Annotated in this window: 21 protein-coding genes; 13 read left to right on the forward strand and 8 right to left on the reverse strand. The window is 68.0% G+C overall.

Annotated elements, in window-relative coordinates; all coding sequences use genetic code 11:
- Window positions 1–82 precede the first annotated feature (82 nt).
- Window positions 83–940, reverse strand: coding sequence for a peptidylprolyl isomerase (locus ACM6LR_RS22620; protein WP_414940405.1), 858 nt, complete (start codon window positions 938–940; stop codon window positions 83–85).
- 156 nt (window positions 941–1,096) lie between these two features.
- Here ACM6LR_RS22620 and ACM6LR_RS22625 point away from each other — a divergent pair, with 156 nt between their 5' ends.
- Window positions 1,097–1,705: an MBL fold metallo-hydrolase gene (locus tag ACM6LR_RS22625; protein ID WP_414940406.1), complete on the forward strand. Its 609-nt coding sequence runs from the start codon at window positions 1,097–1,099 to the stop codon at window positions 1,703–1,705.
- Window positions 1,705–2,364, forward strand: coding sequence for a hypothetical protein (locus ACM6LR_RS22630; protein WP_414940407.1), 660 nt, complete (start codon window positions 1,705–1,707; stop codon window positions 2,362–2,364). Before ACM6LR_RS22625 ends, ACM6LR_RS22630 begins: the two co-directional genes overlap by 1 nt.
- 27 nt (window positions 2,365–2,391) lie before the next feature.
- Here ACM6LR_RS22630 and ACM6LR_RS22635 read toward each other — a convergent pair whose 3' ends face one another.
- A complete protein-coding gene (locus ACM6LR_RS22635) occupies window positions 2,392–3,792 on the reverse strand; it encodes a YibE/F family protein (RefSeq protein ID WP_414940459.1) in 1,401 nt (466 codons plus the stop codon).
- A 41-nt stretch (window positions 3,793–3,833) separates the two neighbouring features.
- Window positions 3,834–4,811 (reverse strand): GlxA family transcriptional regulator, encoded by a 978-nt coding sequence (locus tag ACM6LR_RS22640; RefSeq protein WP_414940408.1) that lies wholly within the window; start codon window positions 4,809–4,811, stop codon window positions 3,834–3,836.
- A gap of 98 nt (window positions 4,812–4,909) precedes the next feature.
- On the opposite strand from ACM6LR_RS22640, the gene ACM6LR_RS22645 reads away from it, so the two are divergent.
- Window positions 4,910–5,617 (forward strand): DJ-1/PfpI family protein, encoded by a 708-nt coding sequence (locus ACM6LR_RS22645; RefSeq protein ID WP_414940409.1) that lies wholly within the window; start codon window positions 4,910–4,912, stop codon window positions 5,615–5,617.
- 86 nt (window positions 5,618–5,703) lie between these two features.
- A complete protein-coding gene (locus ACM6LR_RS22650) occupies window positions 5,704–8,670 on the forward strand; it encodes a BTAD domain-containing putative transcriptional regulator (protein WP_414940410.1) in 2,967 nt (988 codons plus the stop codon).
- A gap of 177 nt (window positions 8,671–8,847) precedes the next feature.
- On the opposite strand, the gene ACM6LR_RS22655 is transcribed toward ACM6LR_RS22650, so the two are convergent.
- A complete protein-coding gene (locus ACM6LR_RS22655) occupies window positions 8,848–9,966 on the reverse strand; it encodes an erythromycin esterase family protein (RefSeq protein ID WP_414940411.1) in 1,119 nt (372 codons plus the stop codon).
- Between the two features lie 595 nt (window positions 9,967–10,561).
- Here ACM6LR_RS22655 and ACM6LR_RS22660 point away from each other — a divergent pair.
- From ACM6LR_RS22660 to ACM6LR_RS22670, 3 genes are all read left to right on the forward strand, one after another.
- A complete protein-coding gene (locus ACM6LR_RS22660; protein WP_414940460.1) occupies window positions 10,562–11,419 on the forward strand; it encodes a helix-turn-helix domain-containing protein in 858 nt (285 codons plus the stop codon).
- A 68-nt stretch (window positions 11,420–11,487) separates the two neighbouring features.
- Complete coding sequence (locus ACM6LR_RS22665; protein WP_414940412.1) at window positions 11,488–12,999, forward strand: CHAD domain-containing protein; 1,512 nt, start codon at window positions 11,488–11,490, stop codon at window positions 12,997–12,999.
- Window positions 13,000–13,075: 76 nt separating this feature from the next.
- On the forward strand, window positions 13,076–13,426 hold the full coding sequence (locus tag ACM6LR_RS22670; protein ID WP_414944446.1) for an STAS domain-containing protein: 351 nt from the start codon (window positions 13,076–13,078) through the stop codon (window positions 13,424–13,426).
- Here the strand turns inward: ACM6LR_RS22670 and ACM6LR_RS22675 are convergent.
- The 4 genes from ACM6LR_RS22675 to ACM6LR_RS22690 form a co-directional block, all read right to left on the reverse strand.
- Window positions 13,423–14,877 carry a DNA polymerase ligase N-terminal domain-containing protein gene (locus ACM6LR_RS22675; RefSeq protein ID WP_414940414.1) on the reverse strand — a complete coding sequence of 485 codons (1,455 nt, stop codon included), beginning with the start codon at window positions 14,875–14,877 and terminating at the stop codon, window positions 13,423–13,425. The genes ACM6LR_RS22670 and ACM6LR_RS22675 overlap by 4 nt on opposite strands.
- Window positions 14,878–14,988: 111 nt before the next feature.
- On the reverse strand, window positions 14,989–17,007 hold the full coding sequence (locus ACM6LR_RS22680; protein ID WP_414940415.1) for an ABC transporter ATP-binding protein: 2,019 nt from the start codon (window positions 17,005–17,007) through the stop codon (window positions 14,989–14,991).
- Window positions 17,007–18,740 carry an ABC transporter ATP-binding protein gene (locus tag ACM6LR_RS22685; protein WP_414940416.1) on the reverse strand — a complete coding sequence of 578 codons (1,734 nt, stop codon included), beginning with the start codon at window positions 18,738–18,740 and terminating at the stop codon, window positions 17,007–17,009. Before ACM6LR_RS22685 ends, ACM6LR_RS22680 begins: the two co-directional genes overlap by 1 nt.
- 30 nt (window positions 18,741–18,770) lie before the next feature.
- The gene (locus tag ACM6LR_RS22690) at window positions 18,771–19,424 is read right to left on the reverse strand and encodes a TetR/AcrR family transcriptional regulator (protein ID WP_414944447.1); all 654 of its coding nucleotides are present in this window, start codon (window positions 19,422–19,424) and stop codon (window positions 18,771–18,773) included.
- 272 nt (window positions 19,425–19,696) lie between these two features.
- Between ACM6LR_RS22690 and ACM6LR_RS22695 the strand changes: the two genes are divergently transcribed.
- The 6 genes from ACM6LR_RS22695 to ACM6LR_RS22720 all read left to right on the forward strand — a co-directional run bounded on the left by ACM6LR_RS22695 (window position 19,697) and on the right by ACM6LR_RS22720 (window position 24,570).
- Window positions 19,697–20,923: a sensor histidine kinase gene (locus tag ACM6LR_RS22695; protein ID WP_414940418.1), complete on the forward strand. Its 1,227-nt coding sequence runs from the start codon at window positions 19,697–19,699 to the stop codon at window positions 20,921–20,923.
- A complete protein-coding gene (locus tag ACM6LR_RS22700) occupies window positions 20,920–21,354 on the forward strand; it encodes a roadblock/LC7 domain-containing protein (protein WP_005159022.1) in 435 nt (144 codons plus the stop codon). The genes ACM6LR_RS22695 and ACM6LR_RS22700 overlap by 4 nt, the downstream gene beginning before the upstream one ends.
- 19 nt (window positions 21,355–21,373) lie before the next feature.
- Window positions 21,374–21,757, forward strand: coding sequence for a DUF742 domain-containing protein (locus ACM6LR_RS22705; protein WP_076161677.1), 384 nt, complete (start codon window positions 21,374–21,376; stop codon window positions 21,755–21,757).
- Window positions 21,732–22,346 (forward strand): GTP-binding protein, encoded by a 615-nt coding sequence (locus tag ACM6LR_RS22710; RefSeq protein ID WP_414940419.1) that lies wholly within the window; start codon window positions 21,732–21,734, stop codon window positions 22,344–22,346. Before ACM6LR_RS22705 ends, ACM6LR_RS22710 begins: the two co-directional genes overlap by 26 nt.
- Window positions 22,347–22,369: 23 nt before the next feature.
- Window positions 22,370–23,596 (forward strand): styrene monooxygenase/indole monooxygenase family protein, encoded by a 1,227-nt coding sequence (locus ACM6LR_RS22715; protein ID WP_414940420.1) that lies wholly within the window; start codon window positions 22,370–22,372, stop codon window positions 23,594–23,596.
- Window positions 23,597–23,715: 119 nt separating this feature from the next.
- Window positions 23,716–24,570 (forward strand): Ku protein, encoded by an 855-nt coding sequence (locus ACM6LR_RS22720; RefSeq protein ID WP_414940421.1) that lies wholly within the window; start codon window positions 23,716–23,718, stop codon window positions 24,568–24,570.
- Window positions 24,571–24,635 lie beyond the last annotated feature (65 nt).

Raw genomic sequence — 24,635 nt, forward strand, 5'->3', positions numbered from 1 at the left:
GGAAAGTCCCCTTCAGCCATAACCGAACGTGCCCGCCCGGTCTTCCGACCGGGCGGGCACGCCGTTGAACTCCAGCTTCACGTCAGGCGTTGACGGTGACTCCGGTGAACTTGACTTCGGTGTTGGGCGGGCCGGTGCCGTCGCCGTTGCCTCCCTGGGTGTTGGCGCCCGCCTTGGCGACCTTGTCGAGCACCTTCAGGCCCTCGTCGGAGATGCTGCCGAAGACCGAGTACTCCGCGGGCAGTTCGGCTTCGCCGTAGACCATGAAGAACTGGCTGCCGCCGGAGTTCGGCTGCTGCGTCTTCGCCATCGCGAGGAGGCCGCGGCCGTACTTGATCTCGGGGAACGCCTCGTCCGGCATCGTGTAGCCCGGACCGCCCATGCCGCTGGCCTCGGGGTCTCCGCACTGCAGCATCTGCAGGCCGGTGGTGCCGAGCCGGTGGCATTTGGTGTCGTTGAAGTAGCCCTGCTGCGAGAGGCTGATGAAGCTCTGCACGGCACACGGGGCGAGCGCCTTGTCGAGCGTCAGCGGGATGTCGCCCGCGGTGCTCTTCAGCACTACGTTGACCGTGCCGTTCGAAGCGATGTCCTTGCCTTCCGGCTTGTTCACCTGCTTCGAGGACTTCTTGGCGGCGTCGTCCTTGAAGTCACAGGCCACCGGGTTCGCCAGCGGCGTCGCCCGTTTGGGCATCGGCGCGCGTTCGGTGGGGATGGTGACCTCGGGGGTCGGAGGAGCCGAACTCGGGGAAGCGTCGGAGGCGGCGTCGTCACCACTGTTACTGCTGACGATCCACCACACCGCGCCCGCCACGATCGCGACGACGCCGACGACCGCCACCGAGCCGACGATCCGGCGACGCTTGGCCTTTTCGGCCCGTCGCACGATCTGTCGCTCTAGCTTGCGCTTCGCGGCTTCGCGGCGCTGCTGGTTGGTCGGCACCCGCCCTCCCGGTTTCCACTCGATGTCACACGTCTGAGGTAGCGGAAGTCTATGGGCACAGCCTGTGAGACCCCCGTACAGGGGCCGCTACCCTTACTTGATCGTGATCAGGGCCATCCTGTCACCTGTTCGGTGGAAGATCTGAGGAGGCGTTTCGTGCTGGTTGTCGGTTTCCCGGCAGGCCCCCTCGAAGCGAACTGCTATCTGCTCGCTCCGGCCGACGGTGGGGAGTGCGTGATCGTCGATCCCGGCGAGGACGTCCTCGAACCGCTCGAGGTCGCACTGGCCGCCCATAGGCTGACGCCGGTCGCGATGCTCGCGACGCACGGACACCCGGATCACGTCGCTTCGGCGGGCGAGGTCGGTGCCCGACACGGAATACCTCTCTATCTGGACGAGGCGGACCGGCCACTGGTGGCCGGGGGCGCCGGAGAATGGAAGGACGGGATCGTGCCACTCGTCGATGGCCCGCTCAGGCTGGCCGGACTGGAGATCACGGTGTCCCGCACGCCAGGTCACACCGCCGGTTCGGTGGTCTTCGGGCTGACCTCCGCCGAGGGCGGCCGGATCGCGCTCACCGGGGACAGCCTGTTCGCCGGTTCGATCGGCCGGTCTTCCGGCGAAGACGGCGAACTCGTGCGGTCACTCGGTACCAAGGTGATGACGCTGCCCGACGACACCGTCGTCCTGCCGGGGCACGGCCCGGCCACCACGATCGGCCAGGAGCGCGCGGGTAACCCGTTCCTCGCGGGGACGGGCGTGTGATGGCCGAGCCGACTGGGACGCCGGAGGCCCCCGAGCGTCTCCCGCTGTTCCACGACGACCCCAAGCTCCGCCGCAGGCGTGGCTGTTCCGGCATCGCCGGTGTCGTCATCTTCGCCGCCGCGTTCGGCGGGATCGCCGGGCTGATCGGTGGTGAGATCGTCGGGCTCGTCGTCGCCGGGGTGATCGCGCTGCCGCTGCTCTACATCATGTTGTACAACCTGCGCCGCCGAGTCTGGCTCGAAGGCGACACGCTCATCGTGCGGACCTGGGGCCTGCGGCGGATCGGCCTGACCGAGGCCGAGCGCATCGACCTCGTGATCAGCGACGTACGCGGCACCCGGACGGTCAGCCTGCTGGTCAACGCGGGCAAGCGCCGCAAGGTGGCGAAGGTCGACCTCGCCGTCTACTCGGGCGCGGGTGGCCGGGAACTCGGCATCCTGCAGCTGCGCAAACTGGCGAACGCGCTGCTGAACAACACCGACGCGAACGGCCTGGTGTTCTCGGAACTGCTGGTGGCACAGCTGAAATCGGAGGCGCGCGGGGACGCCGCGGCGGAGCGGCCGCTGTACCGGCTGGCTTCGGTGGCTCCGTCGGGCAAGTACATCCAGCGGTTCACGATGGAAGCGGTCAGCAGGTTTGTGGCTACGCTGGAAAGTTAGGGACGCGGAGATCTTTCGGGCTCGTGACTACAGGGAGTCTTGAGGCTCCCGCGAGGCGATCAGCGCCGCCAGCACGGTGGTGACCGGCACCGCCGCGACGATGCCGACGCTTCCGGCCAGTGTCCGCACGATCTCCTGCGCGATCTCCTCCGCGCCGAGGATCGAGCCGAGTCCGACGCCCGAAAGCGACGTGTACAGCAGCACCGGCAACGCCGCGCCCGCGTACGCCATCACGAGCGTGTTGACCGCCGAACCGACGTGGTCACGCCCGATCCGCAGGCCCGCGCCGTAGAGTTCACGCCAGCCGAGCGACGGGTTCGCCCGCCGCAGTTCCCATACCGCGCTCGTCTGCGTCACCGTGACGTCGTCCAGCACACCGAGTGCGCCGATCACGACGCCCGCCAGCAGCAGCCCCCGCGCGTCGATGCCGTGCCCGAGCGAGCCGATCAGCTGCGAGGTGCTGTCGTCCAGCCCGGTCAGTGACGCCGCCGCCGAGAAGATCGCCGACAGGACGCCGATCAGGATCAGGCTCACCAAGGTGCCCAGCACCGCCACCGAGGTTCTCGCGGACAGCCCGTGCGTCAGATACAGCGCGACGAACATGATCGCGCCCGCCCCCGCGATCGCCACCAGCAGCGGACTTTCCCCGGCGAGGATCGACGGCAGCACGAACAGTGCCAGTACCAGGAAGCTCAGCCCGAGCGCGATCAGCGCGGCGAGACCCCGCCAGCGGCCCAGCACGATCACCGCGAGCGCGAACAGCCCGGCGAGCAGCAGCAACGGCGTACCGCGCTGGAAGTCGACGATCTGGAACGACGCGGGGTCCGCGACGTCGCCGCCGTTGTAGGACAGCACCACCTCGTCGCCCGCGGTGAACCGAGGCGTACTCGGTTCGATAGGGAGGGTCAGTTTCAGCGGTTTCCCGACGCCGGGACCGTCGGTCATGGTCAGTTCGCTGGTGAGACACGGCTTCGCGTCCGGCGGTGGCTCGCCGACCTGGACCTGGCCCTCGGCGAGACACGGTCCGGTGATCGTCGCCGTGATCGTGGCGCTCACCGGGGTTCCCTGTGGGAAGACGCTTTTCGCCGGATCCTTACCCCACGGGTAAAGCAGGATCATCCCGGCGACGGTCGTGACGGCGAGCGGGATCAGCAGCCACATCAGCAACTGCCGGACGCGGCGCGACGCGGGCGCCGCCGGGCCGTGGCCGTGCGAGTGCCCGTGACCGACCGGCTCGGGCTCGGGTTTCGGTTCGGCGGCGCGACGCCTGCCAGGTTCGGCCGGACGCGGCCGCTTCACCGACGGACGCGTGCCTACCGGCGGTGGCAGGCGCGGCGTACGGGACGTTCCGGGCGAACGATCGGACGGAGTGTCCGTGACCCGGCGGATCGGGCCGGTGTCGTCGTCGGAGATGTCGCGGCGGTTCACCCGCACATCCTCCACAGCGCCGATCGCCGCCCGCATTCGGCCTAGCCGAAGGCCTGCCGCAGATGGACCCGGCGGTAGGCGGACGGCGGTGTGTCGAAGTGGTCGAGGAAGGCCTGGCGCAGTGTCTCGGTCGAGCCGAAACCGCACCGCCTCGCGATCGACGTCAGCGGGAGTTCGGTGCCGCACAACAGTCTCGCCGCGTTCTCGGTCCTCGCCGCCCGGACGTACCGGCTGGGCGTGGTGCTCAGATGCGCGTCGAACAACCTGGTCAGCTGCCGGGTGCTGATACCCGCCCGCTCGGCGAGCACGGTGGTGGCGAGATCACCGGCGAGATGCTCGGCGACGTACGCGGTGATGTCGCGGACCAGCCGGTTCTCCGGCGGCGGTCCGGACAGGAACATGCTCACCTGCGCCTGGTTCCCCGGCCGCTGCAGGTAGGTCACCAGCATGCGGGCGACCTCCCTGGCGACGCTCGGGCCGTGGTCCTCCTCGACGAACGCGAGGGTGAGGTCGATCCCGCTGGTCACCCCGGCCGCCGTGTAGACGTTGCCGTCGCGCACGTACAGCGGCACCGGGTCCACGTTCACCCGCGGGTAGTTCACCGCGAGCCGGTTCGCGAACCGCCAATGGGTGGTGGCGCGGCGCCCGTTGAGCAGCCCGCACGCCGCGAGCACGGTGGCGCCGGTGCACACCGAGGCCACCCGGCGGCTGTCCTGCGCGAGCCTGCGGATGTGGGAGACCATCCTCGGGTCGGCCGCGGCGGCCTCGTGTCCGGTGCCGCCCGCGACGATCAGCGTGTCCAGCGCGCCGGTCACCTGGTCGAGCCGGTGCTGTGCGTGCAGCATCAGCCCGGACTCGCAGCGGATGCCGCGGCCGTCGACGCTGGCGAGCATGATCTCGTACCCCGGCTTGCCACCGAGTTTGGTCGCGGCGTCCAGCACGTCCGCCGGGCCGGCGATGTCGAGCATCTCCGCATTGCTGTAGCCGACGATCAACACTCGTCTGGGTGAACCCGGCATGATCGAACGCTAGCAGTAACGACCGGCCGTCGGACGTAGTTCGCAGGAATCCGGACATCCGGCTCATCACGGTCTCGTCCTTACGACACGGTTGTCCCATGACTGACGACAAGAAGACCATCGCGTTCGTGGTGTATCCGGGGATGACCCCGCTCGACATGGTCGGACCGCTGACCGTGCTGGACGGCATGGCGAGCTCGGCCTCGGAGTACCGGACGGTCGTGGTCGGTGAGACGAAGGACCCCATCACCACCGACAACCCGCTGAAGGTCGTGGCGACACACACCTACGACGAGGTCCTCTCGCCGTACGCGTTGCTCGTTCCCGGCGGCGCCGCGCCGACGCTGAAGGCACTCGCCGACGAGAAGTTGATCGACTACCTGCGGACCGCCGCGGGGAACGCGGAACTCGTGACCTCGGTGTGCACCGGATCGCTGTTGCTGGGGCAGGCCGGTCTGCTGGAGGGCAGCCGGGCCACGACGCACTGGATGTTCCGCGAGCTCCTGCGCGCGTTCGGCGCGGAGCCGGTCGCCGAGCGCTGGGTCGAGGACGGGAACCTGATCACCGCCGCCGGGGTGTCGGCGGGGATCGACCTGGCGCTGCACCTGGTCGAGCGGCTTGTCGGCACCGAGATCGCGCGGACGATCCAGTTCGTCATCGAGTACGACCCGGAGCCGCCGCTCGGCGCGCTCGACTGGTCGAAGCGGCCGTATGGGGACCTCAAGCCGTTGCTGGAACACACCGTGAACGACGCACTCGCGGACGAGCCACTCCTGCGGGACAAGCTGCTCGCGCACACTGGGTAGGAGGGGCGGCCATCCGGGTGAGAAGCGCCAACCCCTGGACTGTGCCGGGTTAGATTCGGGTCATCCGTCCAGGTGATAGGTGGTTCGTGGAGTTCAAGGTGCTCGGCCCGCTCCGGGCCTCGGTCCCGCTGCCGTCGGCGGCCCAGCCCCGACGGGTGCTCGCGGTGCTCTTGACCCGGCCGAACGAGTTCGTCCACCGGGACGTCCTCGTGGACGAACTCTGGCCGCAGGAGCCACCGTCGAGTGCCGCGGCGGTCGTGCAGATGGCGATTTCCAAGCTGCGCAAGGCGTTGTCGCCCGGATTGCCGGTGGACGACGTCCGGCAGCGGCTGCGATCCGGCACCGGTGGCTACCGGCTGACCGTGTCGGACGGCGAACTGGATGTCTCCGGTTTCTCCAGCCTGACAACGGCGGCCTCGACGGCGACCGGTGGAGAGCGCCGGGCACTTCTCGAACGGGCGCTGGGATTGTGGCGTGGCGCGGCGTTCGCCGACGTTCCGGCCGGGCCGCTGGTGGAGGCGCACAAACTGTGGCTCGAAGACCAGCGGTGCTCGGCACTGGGCAAACTCGTGGAGCTGGATCTCGCGGCCGGTGACCACAAGGCGGTCGCCGACCGGTTGGGACCCGAACTGGCCGCCCGGCCGGGCGACGAACGTCTCGCCGGATGGCTGGCCGAGGCTTTGCACGGGCTCGGGCGGCGGGACGCCGCACTGACCGTCCTCGACCGATGCCGTCACGCGCTTTGGGAGCACGCAGGTGTTTCACCGGGGGAGGACCTGCTCGCGGTCCACCGCCGGATCGCCGGAACCGGCTGGTCGGCGGGCGGCCCGCCCAGCCGTCTCCCGCAGGCGACGCCGGATTTCTCCGGCAGGGCGGCGGAACTGGCGGAAGTGGCGCGTGCGCTGCGAAGTCCCGCGCCGGTCGTGCTGCACGGCGCGGCGGGGGCGGGGAAGAGCGCGCTGGCCGTCCAGGCCGCTTGGCGGGCGCGCAAGCGGTTCCCGGACGGCCAGCTGGTCGCCGACCTGCGTGAGTCCGGCGATGTGCTCCCCGGGTTCCTCCGCGCGCTCGGCCTTGCGGAAGCGGAACTTCCCACCGACCGAGCCGGGCTGATTTCGGTGTGGCAGAGCCACACCGCGGACCGGCGGCTGCTGGTGATCCTCGAGAACGGCCGGTCCGAGGCCGAGGTGCGGCCGTTGCTGCCGAGCGGTCCCGGCTGCGCGACGATCGTCACGACGAGACGACGGCTGGCCGGGCTCGTCGGAGCCAGACCGGTCGAGGTCGGTGAACTATCCGACGCGGAATCGCGAGTGCTGCTCGGCACGATCGTCGGAGAAAGCCGGTTGTCCGCCGAACCCGACGCCGTCCGCCGTGTGCTGGCCTGCTGCGACGGGCTCGCGCTGGCGGTGCGGGTGGCGGGCGTGAAACTGCTGCAGCGGCCGAGACTGAACATCGCCGACTTCGCGACCCGTTTGGAGAACGAGCGCCTGCGTCTCGACGAACTCGCCGTCGGCGACCTCGCTGTCCGCCCAGCGCTCGCCGAGGTCCTCGCCGAGCTGTCGCCAAGGCAACGGACTTCCCTGCGGCTGCTCGGTTCTTCCGGTGCCGCCGAGATGGCGGACTGGTTCGCGACGGCCCTGCTGGGCTGTTCGTCCCGCGAGGCGGCCGACCTGCTCGACGAGCTGGTGGACGATCATCTGCTCCACGCCGAGCCGGATCGGTCCGGTTTCCTCCGATACCGGCTGTCCGGCCTCGTCCGCCTCGCGCTCCGGGAACCACCGGACCAGGCTGCCGTCAGACGCGCGCTGACGCTCATGGCGGCCTTGGCCGAACACGCCTCCGCCGCGCTCGGCGCCGAATACCCGCCCGCTCGCCGGGCTGGCGCCCCGGCGGCGGCCCTGGACCGCGTCGAGGCCGATCCGATCGGCTGGCGCACCGTGGAAACCGCGAATCTCGCGCTCGCCGTCCGGACCGCTCGCGGCCACGGTTGGGCCGCGCTGACCGAGCGGCTGGCCGACGCCTACAGCGATCTCGTCGGCCCCCGGCACGGCGGTTCCGTAGCCTTGCTCGGGTTCGAGATCGTGCGTGACCGGCTCGACCGTCCGGCGGAGGCGGCGAAGTTGCTGAAGCTCGGCCAATCCCACGCCGATTCGGGGGACTTGGCGCGAGCGAGGACGTGCTTCGCGCTGGCTGAAGCCAAATTCCGTTCCTCGGGCGATCAGCGAGGCACCGGGGCCGCGCTCGTCGCGCTCGCCGACGTCGACGCGGACTCCGGCCGGACCCACTCGGCGGTCGACGCGCTGCGAGAGGCGCTGGATCTGTTGCGGGACTGTGGTGACCTCTCCGGGCAGGCGATGGCGTCGGCCCAGTTCGGCTCGCTCTGGGACGACCTCGGCGACTTCCGGCTGGCGAAGGAATGCTTCGACGCGAGCCTGCTGCTTTCGCTCCATTGCGAGGACGGGTGGCAACACGACCGGACCGCCAAGCGGTACGCCGACGTCCTGCGACGGTATGGCCGCATCGACGAGGCCGGTGAACTACTGACGAGCGCGCTGACCGGCACCCGGAGTTCGCATGAACGCCACTGGGAGGCGCACGTTCTCCGCAGCCTCGGCGATCTCCACGCGAAGGCGGGCGACGCGCGGGAGAGTGAACGCTGTCATTCGCGGTCGCTGCGGTTGTTCGAGCACGTCGGGCACCGGCACGCCGCCGCCTACACACACCGGAGTTTCGGCGAATCACTGCGTCTCGCGGGCGAGCACGGCCGGGCCGCGGAGCACCTGGGACTCGCGATGAGCACGTTCCGCGCGCTCGGTGACCGGCGGGGCGGCGGATACGCCTTGCTCAGCTATGGGCGTCTACGGGCGGACGAAGGCGTCGCCACCGAAGCCGCCGAAGGGCTCCGTACTGCGGCCGGACTGTTCCGGGAGCTGGGATTCCCGGTATGGGAACTGCGTGCGCTCAAGGATCTTTCCGCCGTCGACAATGGCGGACGCCAGCGGGACCGGGCTCGTGAAGCCTTGACGAAGATTCGCTTCGGGGCGACGCCGGGATAGTCCGGCGGGGGTGCACCGGCCGCGGCGTTTGGCGAAGTTATGGCGTCGGAGTGTTGACTCGGGTTCGGAACAAAGGACTTCGCGCCGTCCCGGAACTGTGCGGGACTGGGGGTGACGGCGCGTGCTCGTGGCCGGGTGACGCCTTCCGAGGGCAGGAGGCGTCACCCGGTTCGAAGGTCAACCGCCGACGTGCAGGATCGCCTCGGCGTCGTCGAGGATCACCTGGTCGAGCGGGAAGTAACCCTGCCGCGGAGTGGGGTCGGTCCGGACGCGGGCGGGCGGGATCTCGGAGGTGGGGAGCAAGCCCCAGGCCGTGGTGACGTGCTTCTGCAGGAACCCTTCGTAGGTGTCTGCATCTGGCTCGTGAAGCGCTATGGCCTCGCTGCGGCCGAGGCTGGTCGCGACGAAGGTGTAGCGATCGCCGAGCAGCGGGGCCACCAGCGCGCCGGCGGGGAACATTTGGATCTCCTTCCCAGCCACCCGCATCGTGCCCGCCTGGCGGCGCAGATGGAGATTGTGGGCGAAGACCAGCGTCGCACCGCGACCGGCTTCGGCGGACCGGATGTCGAGCAGATTCCGCGCCATGATGGCATCTCTGACGGCGCTCAGCGGCGCGTACCGCTCGTGCGGTTCGAGCGGCTCGGCGCATTGCCGGTGGTAGCGCAGCAGATCAATGCCCGCCATGAGGTGGATCTCCGCCCTCGACCACGCGGCCGTGACCGGTTCCGGTTTCCGGGAGCGGAGCGCGGCGAGCAGATCGGTCGCGATCGCACGCAGCCGGTAAGCCTCGGCCGTGGCGCCGATCGACGATGCCGCGTCCATGACCGCTTCCGTTCGGCCCCAGCGTTCGTCGTCGCCCGCCGGGCCCGCGATGTCCACCTCGAGTCCCAGGAAGTCGCGGGCGTACTCGAGATAGCGTCGCGGGCTGGGCGCGGAAGTGATCTCGGTCTGGGTGTCGAAGCCGTGGAACGAAAGCCGTTCCGCGGGGCGGCGGGTCTCGTTGTACTCGCGCATCCACGCGATCAGCTGCCGGTTCGCGTCCATGGCGCCGAAAGTGTGGGTGAAGCCCTCGCTCATGGCGAGGTCGAGGGTTCCGCTGCCGTCCTGGACGAAGTCGTTCGCGACGAGCGCGGCCACGCGATCGGTTTCGAGGACGATCGAGCGAAAGCCACGGTCGACGAGCTGGGCGAACAGTTCGTTGCGGACCTCCGCGAAGACCGGGGTGGAGTGGGTCGGCTCGCCAAGGGCGAGCAGGTCGCAGGAGGGGGTCACGAAGTCTCGAATGTCTTGACTCATGGGGTTCAAGCGTATCGTTGATACCTCAGTTGAGACTTTGAACGATTTCTCGTGAGGAGGCGCGGAAAAGCTTCAAAGCATTTATCAGCCGTCGGCGCGAGCCACAAGTCCGTGAGGGCCTCCTTAAAGGACCCAGGGTCCCTCAAAGTTCCCCTCACCGTCCTGGAACGCGTCGGCATCACGCGGCCCGCGCCGAGTCTGCCCCGGCGAACGCAGACCGCAGGTCGGGAAGGCCTCCTTCCCTACTCTCAAGGTAGGGAAGGAGGCCTTCGCGACCCACAGCCGCCAGGCGAGAGGCGGCAGGCGGTCGGCCTGAGTACATGAAGGCCGCCTTCCTGTACCGACACCGAGCGGGGCGCGAGGCAGCGGGCAGCGGACTCTCGCGCCCTGTCGCCTTCGCAACAATTCCACTTCCGAATTACTGGCCTCCATTTCCTTCTTGCGGTATAAACTTAAAGAACCCTTCGCGTGCGAAGGTGCTTCGCTCGCGAAGCAGTACTTCGCAGGAATGCGCGAGCGCAAGTTATCAGCAGTTGAGGTGAATTACCGCGTGGCAATCACTGCGCGGCCGGAGTTCGGCCCTACTTTGTGCCGCATGGTTGAGAAGGATTCGACGGCGCGGACCCGGGAGCTGGGCCACCGCATGAAGGCGTTCCGGCAGCGCAGGCACTTCAGCGGAGCCGACGTCAGCCGCCGTAACGGCTGGTTGCAGAGCAAGGTCACGAGGTGGGAACAAGGGTTGCGGGAGCTGTCCGTGGTGGACGCGGCGCTGTATCTCGCGACCTGTGGAGAGGCGGAGCCCGAGCGTGACCTGCTGATGGAACTCACGCAGCCCGGCAGCGACCTGTACTGGGTGCGGCCGTACTTCGACGAACTCGTCGATCCGATGAAATCCCTGGCGATCCAAGAGAATCTCGCGCACACCGTGGTGCGCTACGAGTCGTTGACGCTTCCAGGACTGCTGCAGACCGAACCGTACGCCCGCACCACCTACGAACTGATCGGCAACCGCGGCCAGGCCCAACTGGACCAGGCCGTGAACGCCCGGATGGACCGGCAGAAGCTGCTGCGACGGGACCGCCCGCCGCGGTGCCGATTCTACGTGCACGAGCGCGCGCTGCGTTCGGTCGTCGGCGGTCCGCGGATCATGCACGAGCAACTGCTCCACCTCGTCCTGTCGGCGAATCTCCCTTACTGCTCCATTCGTATAGTCCCCGAAAGCAACGAAGTGAGCAGGGCGATCGAAAATGCGTTCACCATTATGGAATTCACGGAGCATCCGGCGGTGGTGTACACGGATTCCTATGCGGCCGGAGTCTTCATCGACGATCGGGTCGCGGTCGAGGCGTACTATTCGCTGATCGCGCGGCTGGAAAGCGATACCCTGACCGAGGAGAAGTCACGCCAAATGCTCGCCGAATGGGCGGACCGGTACGACCGGATGGGGGAGTGACCCGAAGGGGGTTTCCCAGGGCCTCTTCCTGGGGTAACCCCCCAAGGTAGCCGAGGAGAAGGAGTTTCGTGGTGACGAAGACGCAGGGCGGTGCCCCGGTCGCCGAGACGGAGATCGAGCGGAAGTACGACCTGGCGGCCGACCGGCCCATCCCGCCGCTGACCCCGGCCGGTCCCGTGACGAACCAGGCCGAGCCGAGGGTCGACGTCCTCGACGCCACGTACTTCGACACCCCGGACTTCCGGCTCGCACAGGCGGGCATCACGCTGCGGCGGAGGCTCGGCGGAGGCGACGAAGGCTGGCATCTCAAACTCCCGGTCAGCGCGGACAAGCGTGAGGAACTCCGCCTCCCGCTGTCGGGCAAACCGGAGAAGGTGCCTGGAGCACTGGCGAAACTGGTCCGCGGGCACACCCTCGGCGGCAAACTCGGCCAGGTCGCGCACCTGCGCACCGAGCGCACTTCGTACGCCCTGCTCGACGCGAAGGGCCGCGAGCTCGCGACGCTGACGGACGACGTCGTCACCGGCGAGGCGGGCGGAGAAAAGGCGCACCTCGACCGCTGGCGGGAGATCGAGATCGAGCTCTCGCCCGGCGCCGATCCCAAGGTGCTCGACAGTCTGGACCGGGCCGTCGTGAACGCGGGGGCGGAGCGGTCGAGGTGGCCGTCGAAGCTCCGGCGGCTGACCGACGAGCTCGTGCCGTCGGCTCGGGGTGCGTCCGGTTCGGTGCTGGCGGACTACTTCGCCGAGCAGCTGGACGCGTTGCGCCGCAACGATATCGGGGTTCGTCGGGACGTCGAGGACTCGGTGCACCAGATGCGGGTCGCCAGCAGGCGGCTGCGAAGTGCGCTTCGGACGTTCCGGCGTTCGCTCAACGCCGATGTCGCGAACGGGCTCGCCGCCGAACTCCGCTGGCTGGGCGGCGAACTCGGTCCGGCGAGGGACAATGAAGTGATGGCCGAGCGGCTGCACGACGAGGTCAAGACGCTTCCGGCCGAACTGGTCTTGGGTAACGTCGAGCAGCTGATGACCCGGCATTTCGCGCGTGAGGCCGAAGAAGCCAAGACGCGGGCGATCCGGGCCCTCGACAGCAAGCGGTACACGGATCTGTTGCGAACACTGGAAAAGCTTGCCCGTAAACCTCGGAAGATCAAGGATGACAAGACGGAGCTGCGCAAGGCGGTCGCGCGGTCCGATCGGAAGCTGCGCGAGGCCGTGGCGGTCGCGAGTGAGTTCGAGCCCGGCCCGGAGCAGGACGTCGCGTTGCACGAGGTGCGCAAGAAGGCCAAACGCGCCCGGTACGCCGCGGACACCGTTCGGCCGGTGACCGGCAAGAAGCTTCGGAAATGGGGAAAGAACGTCAAGGCGGTGCAAACCACGCTCGGCACGCATCACGACGTCGTGGTCACCCGGGAGGTCTTGCGGCTCCTCGGCCTCCGCGCCTACGCCGAAAGCGAAAACGCTTTCACTTATGGCCTCCTTTATGGTCGTTCCGTCGCGACCGCCGAGGCCTCGCACCGGCGTTTCACCGGCGAATGGCAAACGGTAAGTAAAGGTTCCCGCCCGAAATGGCTTAAATGACGGGCGCCGGGGTTGACCTCTCGCCGTCGCCGGGTACCGTCGAAGGGACTTGGTGGTCTGGAGAGAGGCGCCCCCAATGTTGCCTGGCCAGCGCGTATCCGGCGAACCGCCGCCCCTGGCCGTGACCACCAGCCGCGATGACGACGTTGTCGTCCTCACCGCCGTCGGTGAGATTGACGCGGCCACCATCGGACGGTTCCGCACCGAACTCAGCGGTGCGTGTGTCACGGGAAAACGAGTGGTCCTCGACCTCTCCGGCGTCGGCTTCCTCAGTTGCGCCGGTCTGCACGCCCTCGAGGAGGCCAACGCCGCGTCGCCCCGGTTCTCGGTGATCGTGAAGACCGCTCTGGTGTCTCGGATTCTGGACGTCAGCGGGGTCGGCGCCGACCTCGATGTGTGGCGTGACGTCGAAGACGTGCTGATCTAGCCGTCGAGTTCGACCTCGTCGGCGGTGACGTCCGGCAGCAGGCCGCGCCAGCGCGGATTGCGCAGGCAGCCCCCGTCGGTCCAGCCGCCGAAGACGACCTCTCCGACGATGGTCGGGCGTGACCAGCGTGCGTCCCGCGCTTGCTTGTCCGGTACGGAGTGGAACGGGGATGACTTGCGCTCCAAGCGGAACAGCCGCTTGGAGAGTTCTTCGAGTTCGTTACCCGCGAAGCCGACGCCGACGTTCCCGATGTATCGCAAGCCGTCCTCGTGCGGGACGCCGAGCAGCAACGAACTGAACGTGCCCGCGCGGCTCCCGCCACCTGGCCGCCAGCCGCCCAGTACCACTTGCTGGACCCTTGCCCCGGTGATGGCCAGCCATTCCCCGGTCCGCCTTCCCGGGCGGTACGCGGAGTCGGCGCGTTTCGCGACGATCCCGGCGAGCCCGTGTTCGCGGGCCGCCCGGGCGACCGCCCCGCCGTCCCCTAGGTAGTACCGGGGGACCTGCCAGTGCGGTCCGGCGAGACCGAGTCCGTCGAGGAGGTCTCGCCGTTCGACATAGGGTGCGTCGAGGCAGGAGCGGCCGTCCAGATGCAGGAGATCGTTCACCAGGTAGAACGCCGGATATCGCGAGGTGAGCCGTTTCGCGGAGCTCTTCGTGGCCCGCGCGCGGTGCCCGAGCCCTTCCGCGCTCGGCTTCCCGCCGTCGAAGACGACGATTTCCCCGTCGAGAAAGGTTTCCGTGGCACCGAGTTGTTCGCCCAGTCCGCGGAATTCCGGGTACAGCCCGGTCACGTCGTCGCCCGAATCGTCGTAGGCGGTGATCCGGCCGCCGGACACCCGGATCAGGGTTCGGCGCCCTGACCAGTCGAATTCGTAGGCCCATTCCGCGTCTTCGCCGGTCGAGGGGAGACGCCCTGGCTTCAACAGCATCGGGGCGAGGAATGGGGGGAGTTCCGTTCGGCCGGGATCGGCGGGGTCGAGCCGTTTGAGCAGCCAGCCGCGGTCGTTCCCGTCCTTCTTCACATTGAGGAACAGGTATTTCCCACGCGCCCGTTTCCCGTGGAAGACGACCTCGACCTTGTAATTGTTGAAGTGCAGCGTTTCGTACCGGCCGGTGTCCCAGATTGTCATCGTGCCGCCGCCGTATTCGCCGGCGGGGATCTCGCCTTCGAAGGTGAGGTATTCCATCGGATGGTCTTCGGTGTGCACGGCGAGGCGCTCGAGGTCAGGTGACATCGGCAGGCCTTTCGGCACCGCCCAGGAGACCAGTACCCCCTTCCGTTCGAGGCGGATGTCCCAGTGCAGGCTGCTCGCGTGGTGTTCCTGGATGACGAAGAGATCGTCGGATCCGGCTGTCGCCTCGCGTTCCGGAATGGGTTCGGGGGTCCGCCCCCGTCTGCGCTTACGGCGGTATTCGCCGAGTTTCTCCGCCATGGTCGGCCAGCGCACCCCTCTCCGGATCCGGATACGCAAGCCTAGCGCCGTTCACCACCCGTACGTGTGGTGAAGGCCCCTTTTCCCACTGTGAGAGTAGGGAAAGGGGCCTTCGCTTCAGTGCGTTCAGTCGGTTTCGGCCAGGGCCTCGGCGAACTGGGCGGCGTAGAGCCGTGAGTACGCACCGCCGGTGAGCAGCAGCGTTTCGTGGTCGCCCTGTTCGACGATCGAGCCGTCTTCCATCACGAGGATGACGTCCGCGTCGCGGATGGTGGAGAGCCGGTGCGCGATGACGAAACTCGTCCGCCCCTCGCGTAGCGAATTCATCGCCCGCTGGATCAGCACCTCGGTCCGGGTGTCGACCGAACTGGTGGCCTCGTCGAGGATGAGGATCGCGGGTTTCGCCAGGAACGCCCTCGCGACGGTGATCAGCTGTTTCTCGCCGGTGCTGACCGTGCCGCCCTCGTCGTCGATGATCGTGTCGTAGCCCTCCGGCAGGGTGCGGACGAACCGGTCGACGTGGGTCGCCTTGGCCGCCGCGACGATCTCCTCGTGCGTGGCGTCCGTGGAACCGTAGGCGATGTTCTCCGCGATCGTGCCGCCGAACAGCCAGGCGTCCTGCAGCACCATGCCGGTCTTGGACCGCAGGTCCTCGCGGTCCATCGCGGCGATGTCGACGCCGTCGAGGGTGATCCGGCCGCCGTCGAGTTCGTAGAACCGCATGAGCAGGTTGACCAGCGTGGTCTTCCCAGCCCCTGTCGGGCCGACGATGGCGACGGTGTGCCCCGGCTCGACGGTGAGCGACAGGTCCTCGATGAGCGGAGTGTCCGGGATGTACCGGAACGACACATGCTCGAACTCGACCTGGCCGCGCACGTTCTCGACTCGCGCGGGCTCGGCGGGCTCGGCCTCCTGCTCGTCCGCGTCGAGCAACGCGAAGACCCGCTCCGCGGACGCGATCCCGGACTGGAGCAGGTTCGCCATGCTGGCGATCTGCGTGACCGGCTGGCTGAACTGCCGCGAGTACTGGATGAACGCCTGGACGTCGCCGAGCGACAGCGTCCCGGACGCCACCCGCAGCGCGCCGATCACGGCGACCAGCACGTAGCTCAGGTTGCCGATGAACATCATCGCGGGCTGGATGGTGCCCGAGATGAACTGCGCCTTGAAGCTCGCGCCGTACAGCGTGTCGTTGTGCTCGCGGAAGACCTCTTCGGCCTCGTCACGGCGGCCGAACACCTTGACCAGCGAGTGCCCGGTGTACATCTCCTCGATATGCGCGTTGAGCCGCCCGGTGGTGGACCACTGCTTGATGAACTGCGGCTGCGCCTTCTTGCCGATCTTGGCCGCGACGAGCACCGAGGCAGGAACCGAAAGCAGCGCGATCAGCGCCAGCAGGGGCGAGATGACGAACATCATCGCGAGCACGCCGACGACCATCAGCACCGACGACACGATCTGCGCGAGGGTCTGCTGGAGCGACAGCGCGAGGTTGTCGATGTCGTTGGTAGCCCGGCTCAGCACCTCACCGCGCGGTTGGCGGTCGAAGTAGCTCAGCGGGAGTTTCGCGAACTTCTCCTCGATCTTCTCCCGCAGCTCGAACACCGCCCGCTGGACCAGGTTCGTGGTCAGCCGGGTCTGCAACAGGGAGAAGAACGACGCGACGATGTAGAGCAGCAGCACCCACATCAGCACCTGGCCGACGGCGTCGATGTCGATCCGCTGACCCGGTACGAAGTCGATCGCCGAGAACATGTCGGCGAGGGTGTTGTCGCCCTTCGCGCGCAGTCCGGCGATGACCTCTTCCTTGCTCACCCCTGGGGGCATGTCCTTCGCGACGACGCCCGCGAAGATGAGGTCCGTCGCCATGCCGAGGATCTTCGGGCCGATGACGCTCAACGCGACGCTGACGACACCGAAGATCAGGATGCCGTACAGCAGGGCCCGCTGCGGTTGCAGCAGACGCAGCAGGCGTTTCAGCGATCCCTTGAAGTCCAAGGCCTTCTCGGCGGGCTGTCCGCCCATGAAGGCGCCGGGGCCGCGGCCGAAGCCGCCTCCTCCGGGGCCGGGTCCCCGTGCCGCGCTAGCCCGCTCGCCCGCGGGTTCGGCCGGGGTCGATTCTGTGGTGGATTCGGGCGCGCTCATCAGGCGGCCTCCTGCTCGGTCAGCTGGGACAGCACGATTTCCCGGTAGGTTTCGTTGCCGTCCATGAGTTCGGTATGCGTGCCGGCGCCGACGACGCGGCCCTCGTCGAGGACGATGATGCGGTCGGCCTGGCGGATCGTGCTGACCCGCTGCGCGACGATCACCACGGTCGCTTCGGCGGTCTCGGCCACCAGCGCCCGCCGCAGCGCGGCGTCGGTCGCGTAGTCGAGCGCGGAGAAGGAGTCGTCGAAGAGGTAGATCTCGGGGCGGCGCACCAGCATGCGCGCGATCGCGAGCCGCTGCCGCTGGCCGCCGGAGACGTTGGTCCCGCCCTGGGAGATGGGTGAGTCCAGACCTTCGGGCATCCGCTCGACGAAGTCCTTGCCCTGCGCCACCTCCAGCGCGTGCCACAGTTCCTCGTCGGTGGCGTCGGCCTTGCCGTAGCGGAGGTTGCTCGCGACCGTCCCCGCGAACAGATACGGCTTCTGCGGCACCAGCCCGACGGCGTCGGACAGCACGGTCGGATCCAGTTCCCGGACGTCGACGTCGTCGACGCGCACCGAGCCGTCGGTGGCGTCCATCAGCCGGGGGATCAGGTTGAGCAGCGTGGTCTTCCCACTGCCCGTGCTGCCGATGATCGCGGTCGTCTCACCTGGCCTCGCCAGCAGCGAGATCTCCTGCAGTACCGGCTTTTCCGCGCCGGGGTAGCGGAATTCCACATCGGACAGTTCGAGCCGCCCGTGCACTTCACCCTTGCTGATCGGGTTGGACGGCAGGACGACGCTGGTGTGCGTGTCGAGGACCTCGGTGATGCGCTCGGCACTGACCTCGGCGCGCGGGATCATCATGAACATGAAGGTGGCCATCATGACCGCCATCAGGATCTGCATCAGATAGGACAGGAACGCGGTCAGCGCGCCGATCTCCATACTGCCGTCGTCGATGCGCAGCCCGCCGAACCACAACACGGCGACGCTGGAGGCGTTCATCACGAGCATGACGATGGGGAACATCAGCGCCATCAGCCTGCCGACGACCAGCGAGACGTCCAGAAGTTCGGTGTTGGCCCCGGTGAACCGCCGCCGCTCGTGGGTGTCCTTGACGAAGGCCCGGATCACGCGGATGCCCATGATCTGCTCGCGCAGGATCTGGTTGATCTTGTCGATACGCACCTGCATCAGCCGGAACGCCGGCCGCATCTTCGCGATGATGATCCCGACCGCGACACCGAGGATCGGGACCACGACCACGAGCAGCCACGAGAGCGTGACGTCCTGGTTCAGCGCCATGATGATGCCGCCGAAGCACATGATCGGCGCGGACACCATCAGGGTGAACGCCATCAACGTCAGCATCTGCACCTGTTGGACGTCGTTGGTGGTGCGGGTGATCAGCGACGGCGTCCCGAACTGGCCGACTTCGCGGGCGGAGAAGTCCTGCACGCGATGGAAGATCGCGCCCCGGACGTCGCGGCCGACCGCCATCGCCGTGCGGGCACCGTAGTAGACGGCGCCGATCGAGCAGGCGATCTGTACCAGCGACACCGCCAGCATCACGCCGCCGACGCCGAGGATGTAGTCGATGTCGCCCTTGACGACGCCGTCGTCGATGATGTCGGCGTTCAGCGTCGGCAGGTAGAGCCCGGCGAGGGTCTGGACGAACTGCAGCAGCACGATCAGCCACAGGTCTCGCCGGTACGGGCGCAGGTGAGTGCGCAACAGCTTCGTCAGCACAACGGTTTCTCCCCAGTGGTGGGTAGGGTGTTACTTCTTCTTCGGTTTCTTCACCGGCCCGGGGCCGGATCCGGTGAGCGAGGGGATGCCCGCGGCGGCTTCGTGCAGGAGAACAGCGAGCGTCTCCAGGAAGGGCCCGGCGCCCTCGTAGATCAGCCAGCTGAGGAACGCGGTCTTCACCGCGGACTCCACGATCGCCGCCATGAGCCGCGCGTTCAACGCGTTTTCCGCGCCCGCGCCCGCCCGGTCCAGAATGGCGTCGGCCAGCACCCGCTCGACCTTGGCGTGCGCTTTGAGGAACTCGCCCTGCACCGCCGGGTGCAGGAGCAGTGACCGCGCCAGCGTGACCGAGTCGCGGTTCGGTTCTCCCAAGCTGCTGTAGGTCTCCAGCGTCGCGGCGCTGACCGCCTCCCACAGTGTCTCTTCCGACGGCCGTTCGCGGAGCGCCTCCCGCAGTCGTTCCTGCCGTTCGACGATGAACGAGCAGATCGCCTCCTCCTTGCTGGAGAAGTAGTTGTTGAACGTGCGCGGGGAGACTCCGACGGCGTTGGCGATGTCTTCGACGCGGACCTGTTCGACGCCCTTCTCGGCGGCGAGTCTGAGCGCTGCCTCGCTCATCGCGCGCCGGGCCGCGCGCTTTTTGCGTTCGCGCAGTCCGAGTGGCGCGGCAGGGTCGAGTGTCACGACGGCAAGGCTAGTCAAATAGTGCGGGGCACGCAAATTTATGCGCACTCCGCACTTTTCGGGCATCCTCCGTGTCGCGGAACACTCAAGATGAGCCGAATGGCCTAGTGCACACCGCTCACCAGCCGCAACGCTTTCGTGATCACGTCACTGCCAGCGGTTGACCGGAAACCGACTGTGGACACGGATAGTGACTTCTGCTTGCATGGCCGTCGTTGTGCTGGGGAGTGCGACAAGGGTCCGGGTATGCGAAGAGAAAGAAGTGGAAGCACATGGTGACGCGGGCTCGAGGCTTGCTTGACCGCTCACGGGTTCTTCTGGACCGTTCCAGGGTCGCCGCGGCGCAGTTCCTCGCCGCCCCGCCCCGGCACGCTCCGTCGGCTCCGCCCGCCGAACCGGCGGTGGAACAGCGGCCTGCCGTCGAAGCGCCGGACGCCGGTGCGCTCGCCGGTGTCTGTTCCAATGTCGCGCTGCGCGACCTCAATCTGCTCGACCAGCTGCTCGCGCAGCTGGAGACGATGGAGGCGGGGGAGGAGAACTCCGATCGCCTTGCCGAGCTGTACCGGCTCGACCACCTCGCGACCCGGTTGCGGCGCAACGCCGAGAACCTGCGAGTGCTGGCCGGCCGCGACGCCGACGACACGGCGGCCGGAATCTTGTCCGTGCTCGACGTGATGCGGGCCGCGATGTCGTCGATCGACCACTACTCGCGGATCACGATCGGCCGTGTCGTTTCACTCGGCGTCGCCGGCTTCGCCGCCGAGGACGTCAGCCGGATCCTCGCCGAACTGTTCGACAACGCGGCGAACCAGTCGTCGCCGAGTTCGCCGGTCAGTGTCAGCGCGCACCTCACCGAACAGGGGAGCGTACTGATCCGCATCGCGGACGAGGGCATCGGCATGCCGCCGGAACGCCTCGCGGTGCTGAACGAACGCCTGGCCGCCGGTCCCGTGCTCGACGACGATTCGGTGCGGCACATGGGACTCGCCGTCGTCGGCAGGCTCGCCGACCGGCACGAGATCACCGTCAAGCTCGACCGCCGTACCCCGCACGGCACGGTCGCCACCGTGCTGCTGCCGGTCCCGGTGGTCTCGGAACTGGCCGAGAAACAGTGGTCCGGCAGCCAGACGGTGGTGCTGCCGCAGACGAGGATCACCAACGGGGCGCCAACGGGAAGCCCCGTCGCGACGCCGTCCGGGCTGCCGAGACGCCGCCCGGCCGCGCCGGCGGAACCGGAGCCGGAACGGAAACCCAGCCCGCGTCCGCGTACGGCCGTCCCGCCGCCCGCCGACGGCGGCACCACGACCAGCGGCCTGCCGCGCCGGGTTTCCCGCAGTATCAGGACTTTGCCCGACGAACCGGCCTCGCCCGCCACCTCGCCCGCCGACGTGGCGGACGGGCACGAGGCGCTGCTGGCCGACCTCGATGCCTTCACCGACGGCGAGCGCGCCGCTCTCGATGACCGGCACGAGCGTGAGACCGGAGGAAACCCCCAGTGACCGCCCAGGACGCGACCACGGATTTCACGTGGCTGCTCGACGACTTCGTGCGCAAGGTGCATGGCGCCAGCCACGCGCTGATCATGTCCGTCGACGGTTTCCCTTTGACCGCTTCGGAATCGGTGTCCAGCGACGACGCCGAGCAACTCGCCGCCATCGCGAGCGGCCTGCTCAGCCTCGCGGGCAACAGCGCCGCGCTGTTCGGCAAGGGCAACTGCGAGCAGATCATCATCCGGCTCACCCGCGGGTACTTCCTGTTCATGGGGATCGGTGCCGAGGCAGGGCTCGCGGTGCTGACCGAGCCCGACTGCGACATGAAAGTCGTCGCCTACGAGATGACCCAGTTCATCACGAACGCCGGTCACGCCCTCACCCCCGAGGTGCGAGCGGGACTCCGGCAGGTCCTGACCGCCCGACGGCCGCAGGCCTGAAAATCCGGAGAAGGAAGGGATGACCGTGTCCAGCGACCAAGCTCCGGACCGGCCGGTCAAGATGCGCAGCCGCAGAATCCGGCCGTACGCGCTGACCGGCGGCCGCACCAAGAGCAGCCACCTGTTGCTGGTGGAGACCCTGATCTCGGTCCCGCGCTACGACCCGGCGCTGGCCGAGGCGCTGATGCCCGAATCGCGTTCGCTGTACGAGCGCGCCCGTGAGCGCTCTTCGATCGCCGAACTGTCGGTGGGACTCGACCTGCCGCTGGGCGTGGTCCGCGTGCTCATCGGCGACCTCGCCACCCAGGGCGCCGTCTTCGTGCACCCGACGGCCCACGCCTACAACCACGATACGAACGTGCTCGAGAGGATCCTCGATGGACTCAAGCGCCTCCCGGTCTGACGATCTCTTGGCGATCTCCGCCAAGATCGTGGTCGCCGGTGGATTCGGCGTTGGCAAGACGACGTTCGTCGGCTCCGTCTCCGAGGTCCCGCCCCTGAGCAACGAGGCCTGGATGACCGAGGCCGGCGCCGGAGTCGACGAGCTGGTGCCCCCGGGGACCAAGTCCACCACCACGGTCGCGATGGACTTCGGCCGGATCACCCTGCGCGACGACCTGCTCCTGTACCTGTTCGGCACGCCAGGTCAGGCCCGGTTCTGGTTCCTCTGGGACGACCTGTCGCGCGGGGCGCTCGGCGCCGTCGTCCTGGTCGACACCAGCCGGATCGACCAGTCGTTCGCGGCGATCAACTACTTCGAGAACGACTCCGAGCTGCCGTTCGTCGTCGCGGTCAACCAATTCGAGGGAATGCCGGTGCACGACCTCGACGAGGTCCGCGACGCGCTGGCGCTGTCCCCGGACATCCCGCTGGTCACCTGCGACGCGCGCGACCCGAAGTCGGCGGTCGTGACCCTGCAGGAACTGGTGACGCATACGTTGTCCCTCGCGGTGGTCTCCGGGCCTGGTCGCGAGTTCGCCTCACTCAGCTGACGGTTCTGGGAGGAATGTCGAGGATGCGCAAGGTTCTGATCGTCGGTGCGGGGCAGTCGGGGTTGCAGCTGGCACTGAGTCTGCTGTCCCACGACTACGACGTCACGGTGATGTCGGCGCGGACGCCGGACGAGATCCGGTCCGGCAAGGTGATGTCGACCCAGTGCATGTTCCACTCCGCCCTGCAGCACGAGCGGGATCACAGGCTGAACCTGTGGGAGGACGAGACGGTCCGGGTCGAGGGGCTCGGGGTGTCGATCGCCGGACCGGATTCGATCCGGGTGCTGGACTGGTTCGGGCCTCTGGAGCACTACGCGCAGTCGGTGGACCAGCGGGTGAAGATGGCGAGCTGGCTCGAACTGGTCGAGGAGCGCGGTGGCAAGGTCGTCATCCACGGGGTGACGACTTCGGACCTCGCGCCGCTGGCGAAGCTCTACGACCTCGTGGTCGTCGCGGCCGGCAAGGGCGAGCTGGTGCAGCTGTTCGACCGCATCCCCGAGCGCTCGCCCTATGCCGAGCCCCAGCGGGCGCTCTCGCTGGCGTACGTGCACGGCCTGGAGCCGCGGCCGGAGCATCCGGACAAGGCCGCGGTGCGGTTCAACATCATCCCCGGTGTCGGCGAGCTGTTCATGATCCCCGCGTACACGCTGAGCGGGAACTGCGACATCCTCTTCTTCGAGGGCGTCCCCGGCGGGCCGCTGGACTGCTGGGGCGACCGGCCGTCGCCGCGGGCGCATCTCGACCGGATCCTCTCGCTGATGAAGCAGTTCCTCCCGTGGGAGTACGAGCGCTCGCGCGACGCCGTGCTGACCGACGAGAAGGCGACGCTCGCCGGCGGCTACACGCCGGTCGTGCGGAACGCGGTCGGCAAGCTGGACTCGGGCACCGTGGTGCTGGGCATGGCCGACGTCGTCGTCGCCAACGACCCGATCACCGGCCAGGGCTCCAACAACGCGAGCCATTGCGCCGCGTCCTATCTGGACTCCATCCTCGACCGCGGGGACAAGCCGTTCGACGAGGCGTGGATGACGGCCGCGTTCGAGAAGTACTGGGAGTACGCCCAGCACGTGACGACCTGGACCAACGCGATGCTGCAGCCGCCGCCCCCGCACGTGCTCCAGGTCATCGGCGCGGCGGGGGAGAACCCCGCCGTGGCGAGGCGGTTCGCGAACGGGTTCTCCGATCCGACCGATTTCCAGCACTGGTTCCTCGACCCCGCGAAGGCGGAGAAGTACCTGGCCGAAGCGTGATTTTCCCACCGTGAGGGTCCCGCGATCGGGTTCGCGGGACTGTCGCGGTGCGCCGTTTCGGGCTACCGTTGTTACCGAGCGTGAGTACGAGTCGGTGACGGCGGTGGAGGTGCGACGCGATGCGTTCGATGTGGAAGGGCTCGGTGTCCTTCGGGCTGGTGAGCATCCCGATCCAGCTCTACGCGGCCACCGAGAACAAGAACGTCTCGCTGCGCCAGGTGCACGAGGCCGATGGCGGCCGGATCCAGTACAAGCGGTTCTGCACGATCGACGGCGAGGAAGTGCCGTACGCCGAGATCGCCAAGGGCTACGAACTTCCCGACGGCGAGATGGTCGTGCTCACCGACGAGGACATGTCCGAACTACCGCTGGCGTCGTCACGGGCGATCGACGTGCTCGAGTTCGTGCCGCTGGAGTCCATCGACCCGATCCACTTCGACAAGACCTACTACCTCGAACCGCAGAAGAACGCCGTCAAGCCGTACGTGGTCTTGCGTGACGCGCTGCAGAAGGCGAGCCATGTGGCGATCGCGAAGGTCGCCATCCGGCAGCGGGAGACGCTCGCGATCCTGCGGGTGCACAGCGACGTCCTGATGATGACGACGATGCTGTGGCCCGATGAGGTCCGCGTCCCGGACTTCGGCTTCCTGCACGACGATCCGCCGCAGGTGCGGCCGCAGGAACTGACGATGGCGGGTTCGCTGATCGACTCGCTCTCGGAGCCGGTGTTCGAGCACGAGAAGTACAACGACTCCTACCGCGAGGCGCTGGAAGCGATGATCGAGGCCAAGGCCGCCGGGAACGAGACGGCGAAACCGAAGGCAGTAGGCGCGAAGGCCGACGTCGTCGACCTCATGGAAGCCTTGCAGGCCAGCGTCAGCGAGGCGAAGAAGAGCCGGAAACCCGCGACGGCCAAGAAGGCCACAGCGGCCAAGAAACCCGCTTCCGGCAAGCGAGCCCCGAAAAGCGCCTGACCGTTCCTTGTGGACTTGTGCCCGGCATCACCCCGCCAGGTCCGACGACACGCCGCGCGTATGTC

Origin of the sequence: Amycolatopsis sp. cmx-11-32 (assembly GCF_047608695.1) — a bacterium.
GTDB lineage: Bacteria > Actinomycetota > Actinomycetes > Mycobacteriales > Pseudonocardiaceae > Amycolatopsis.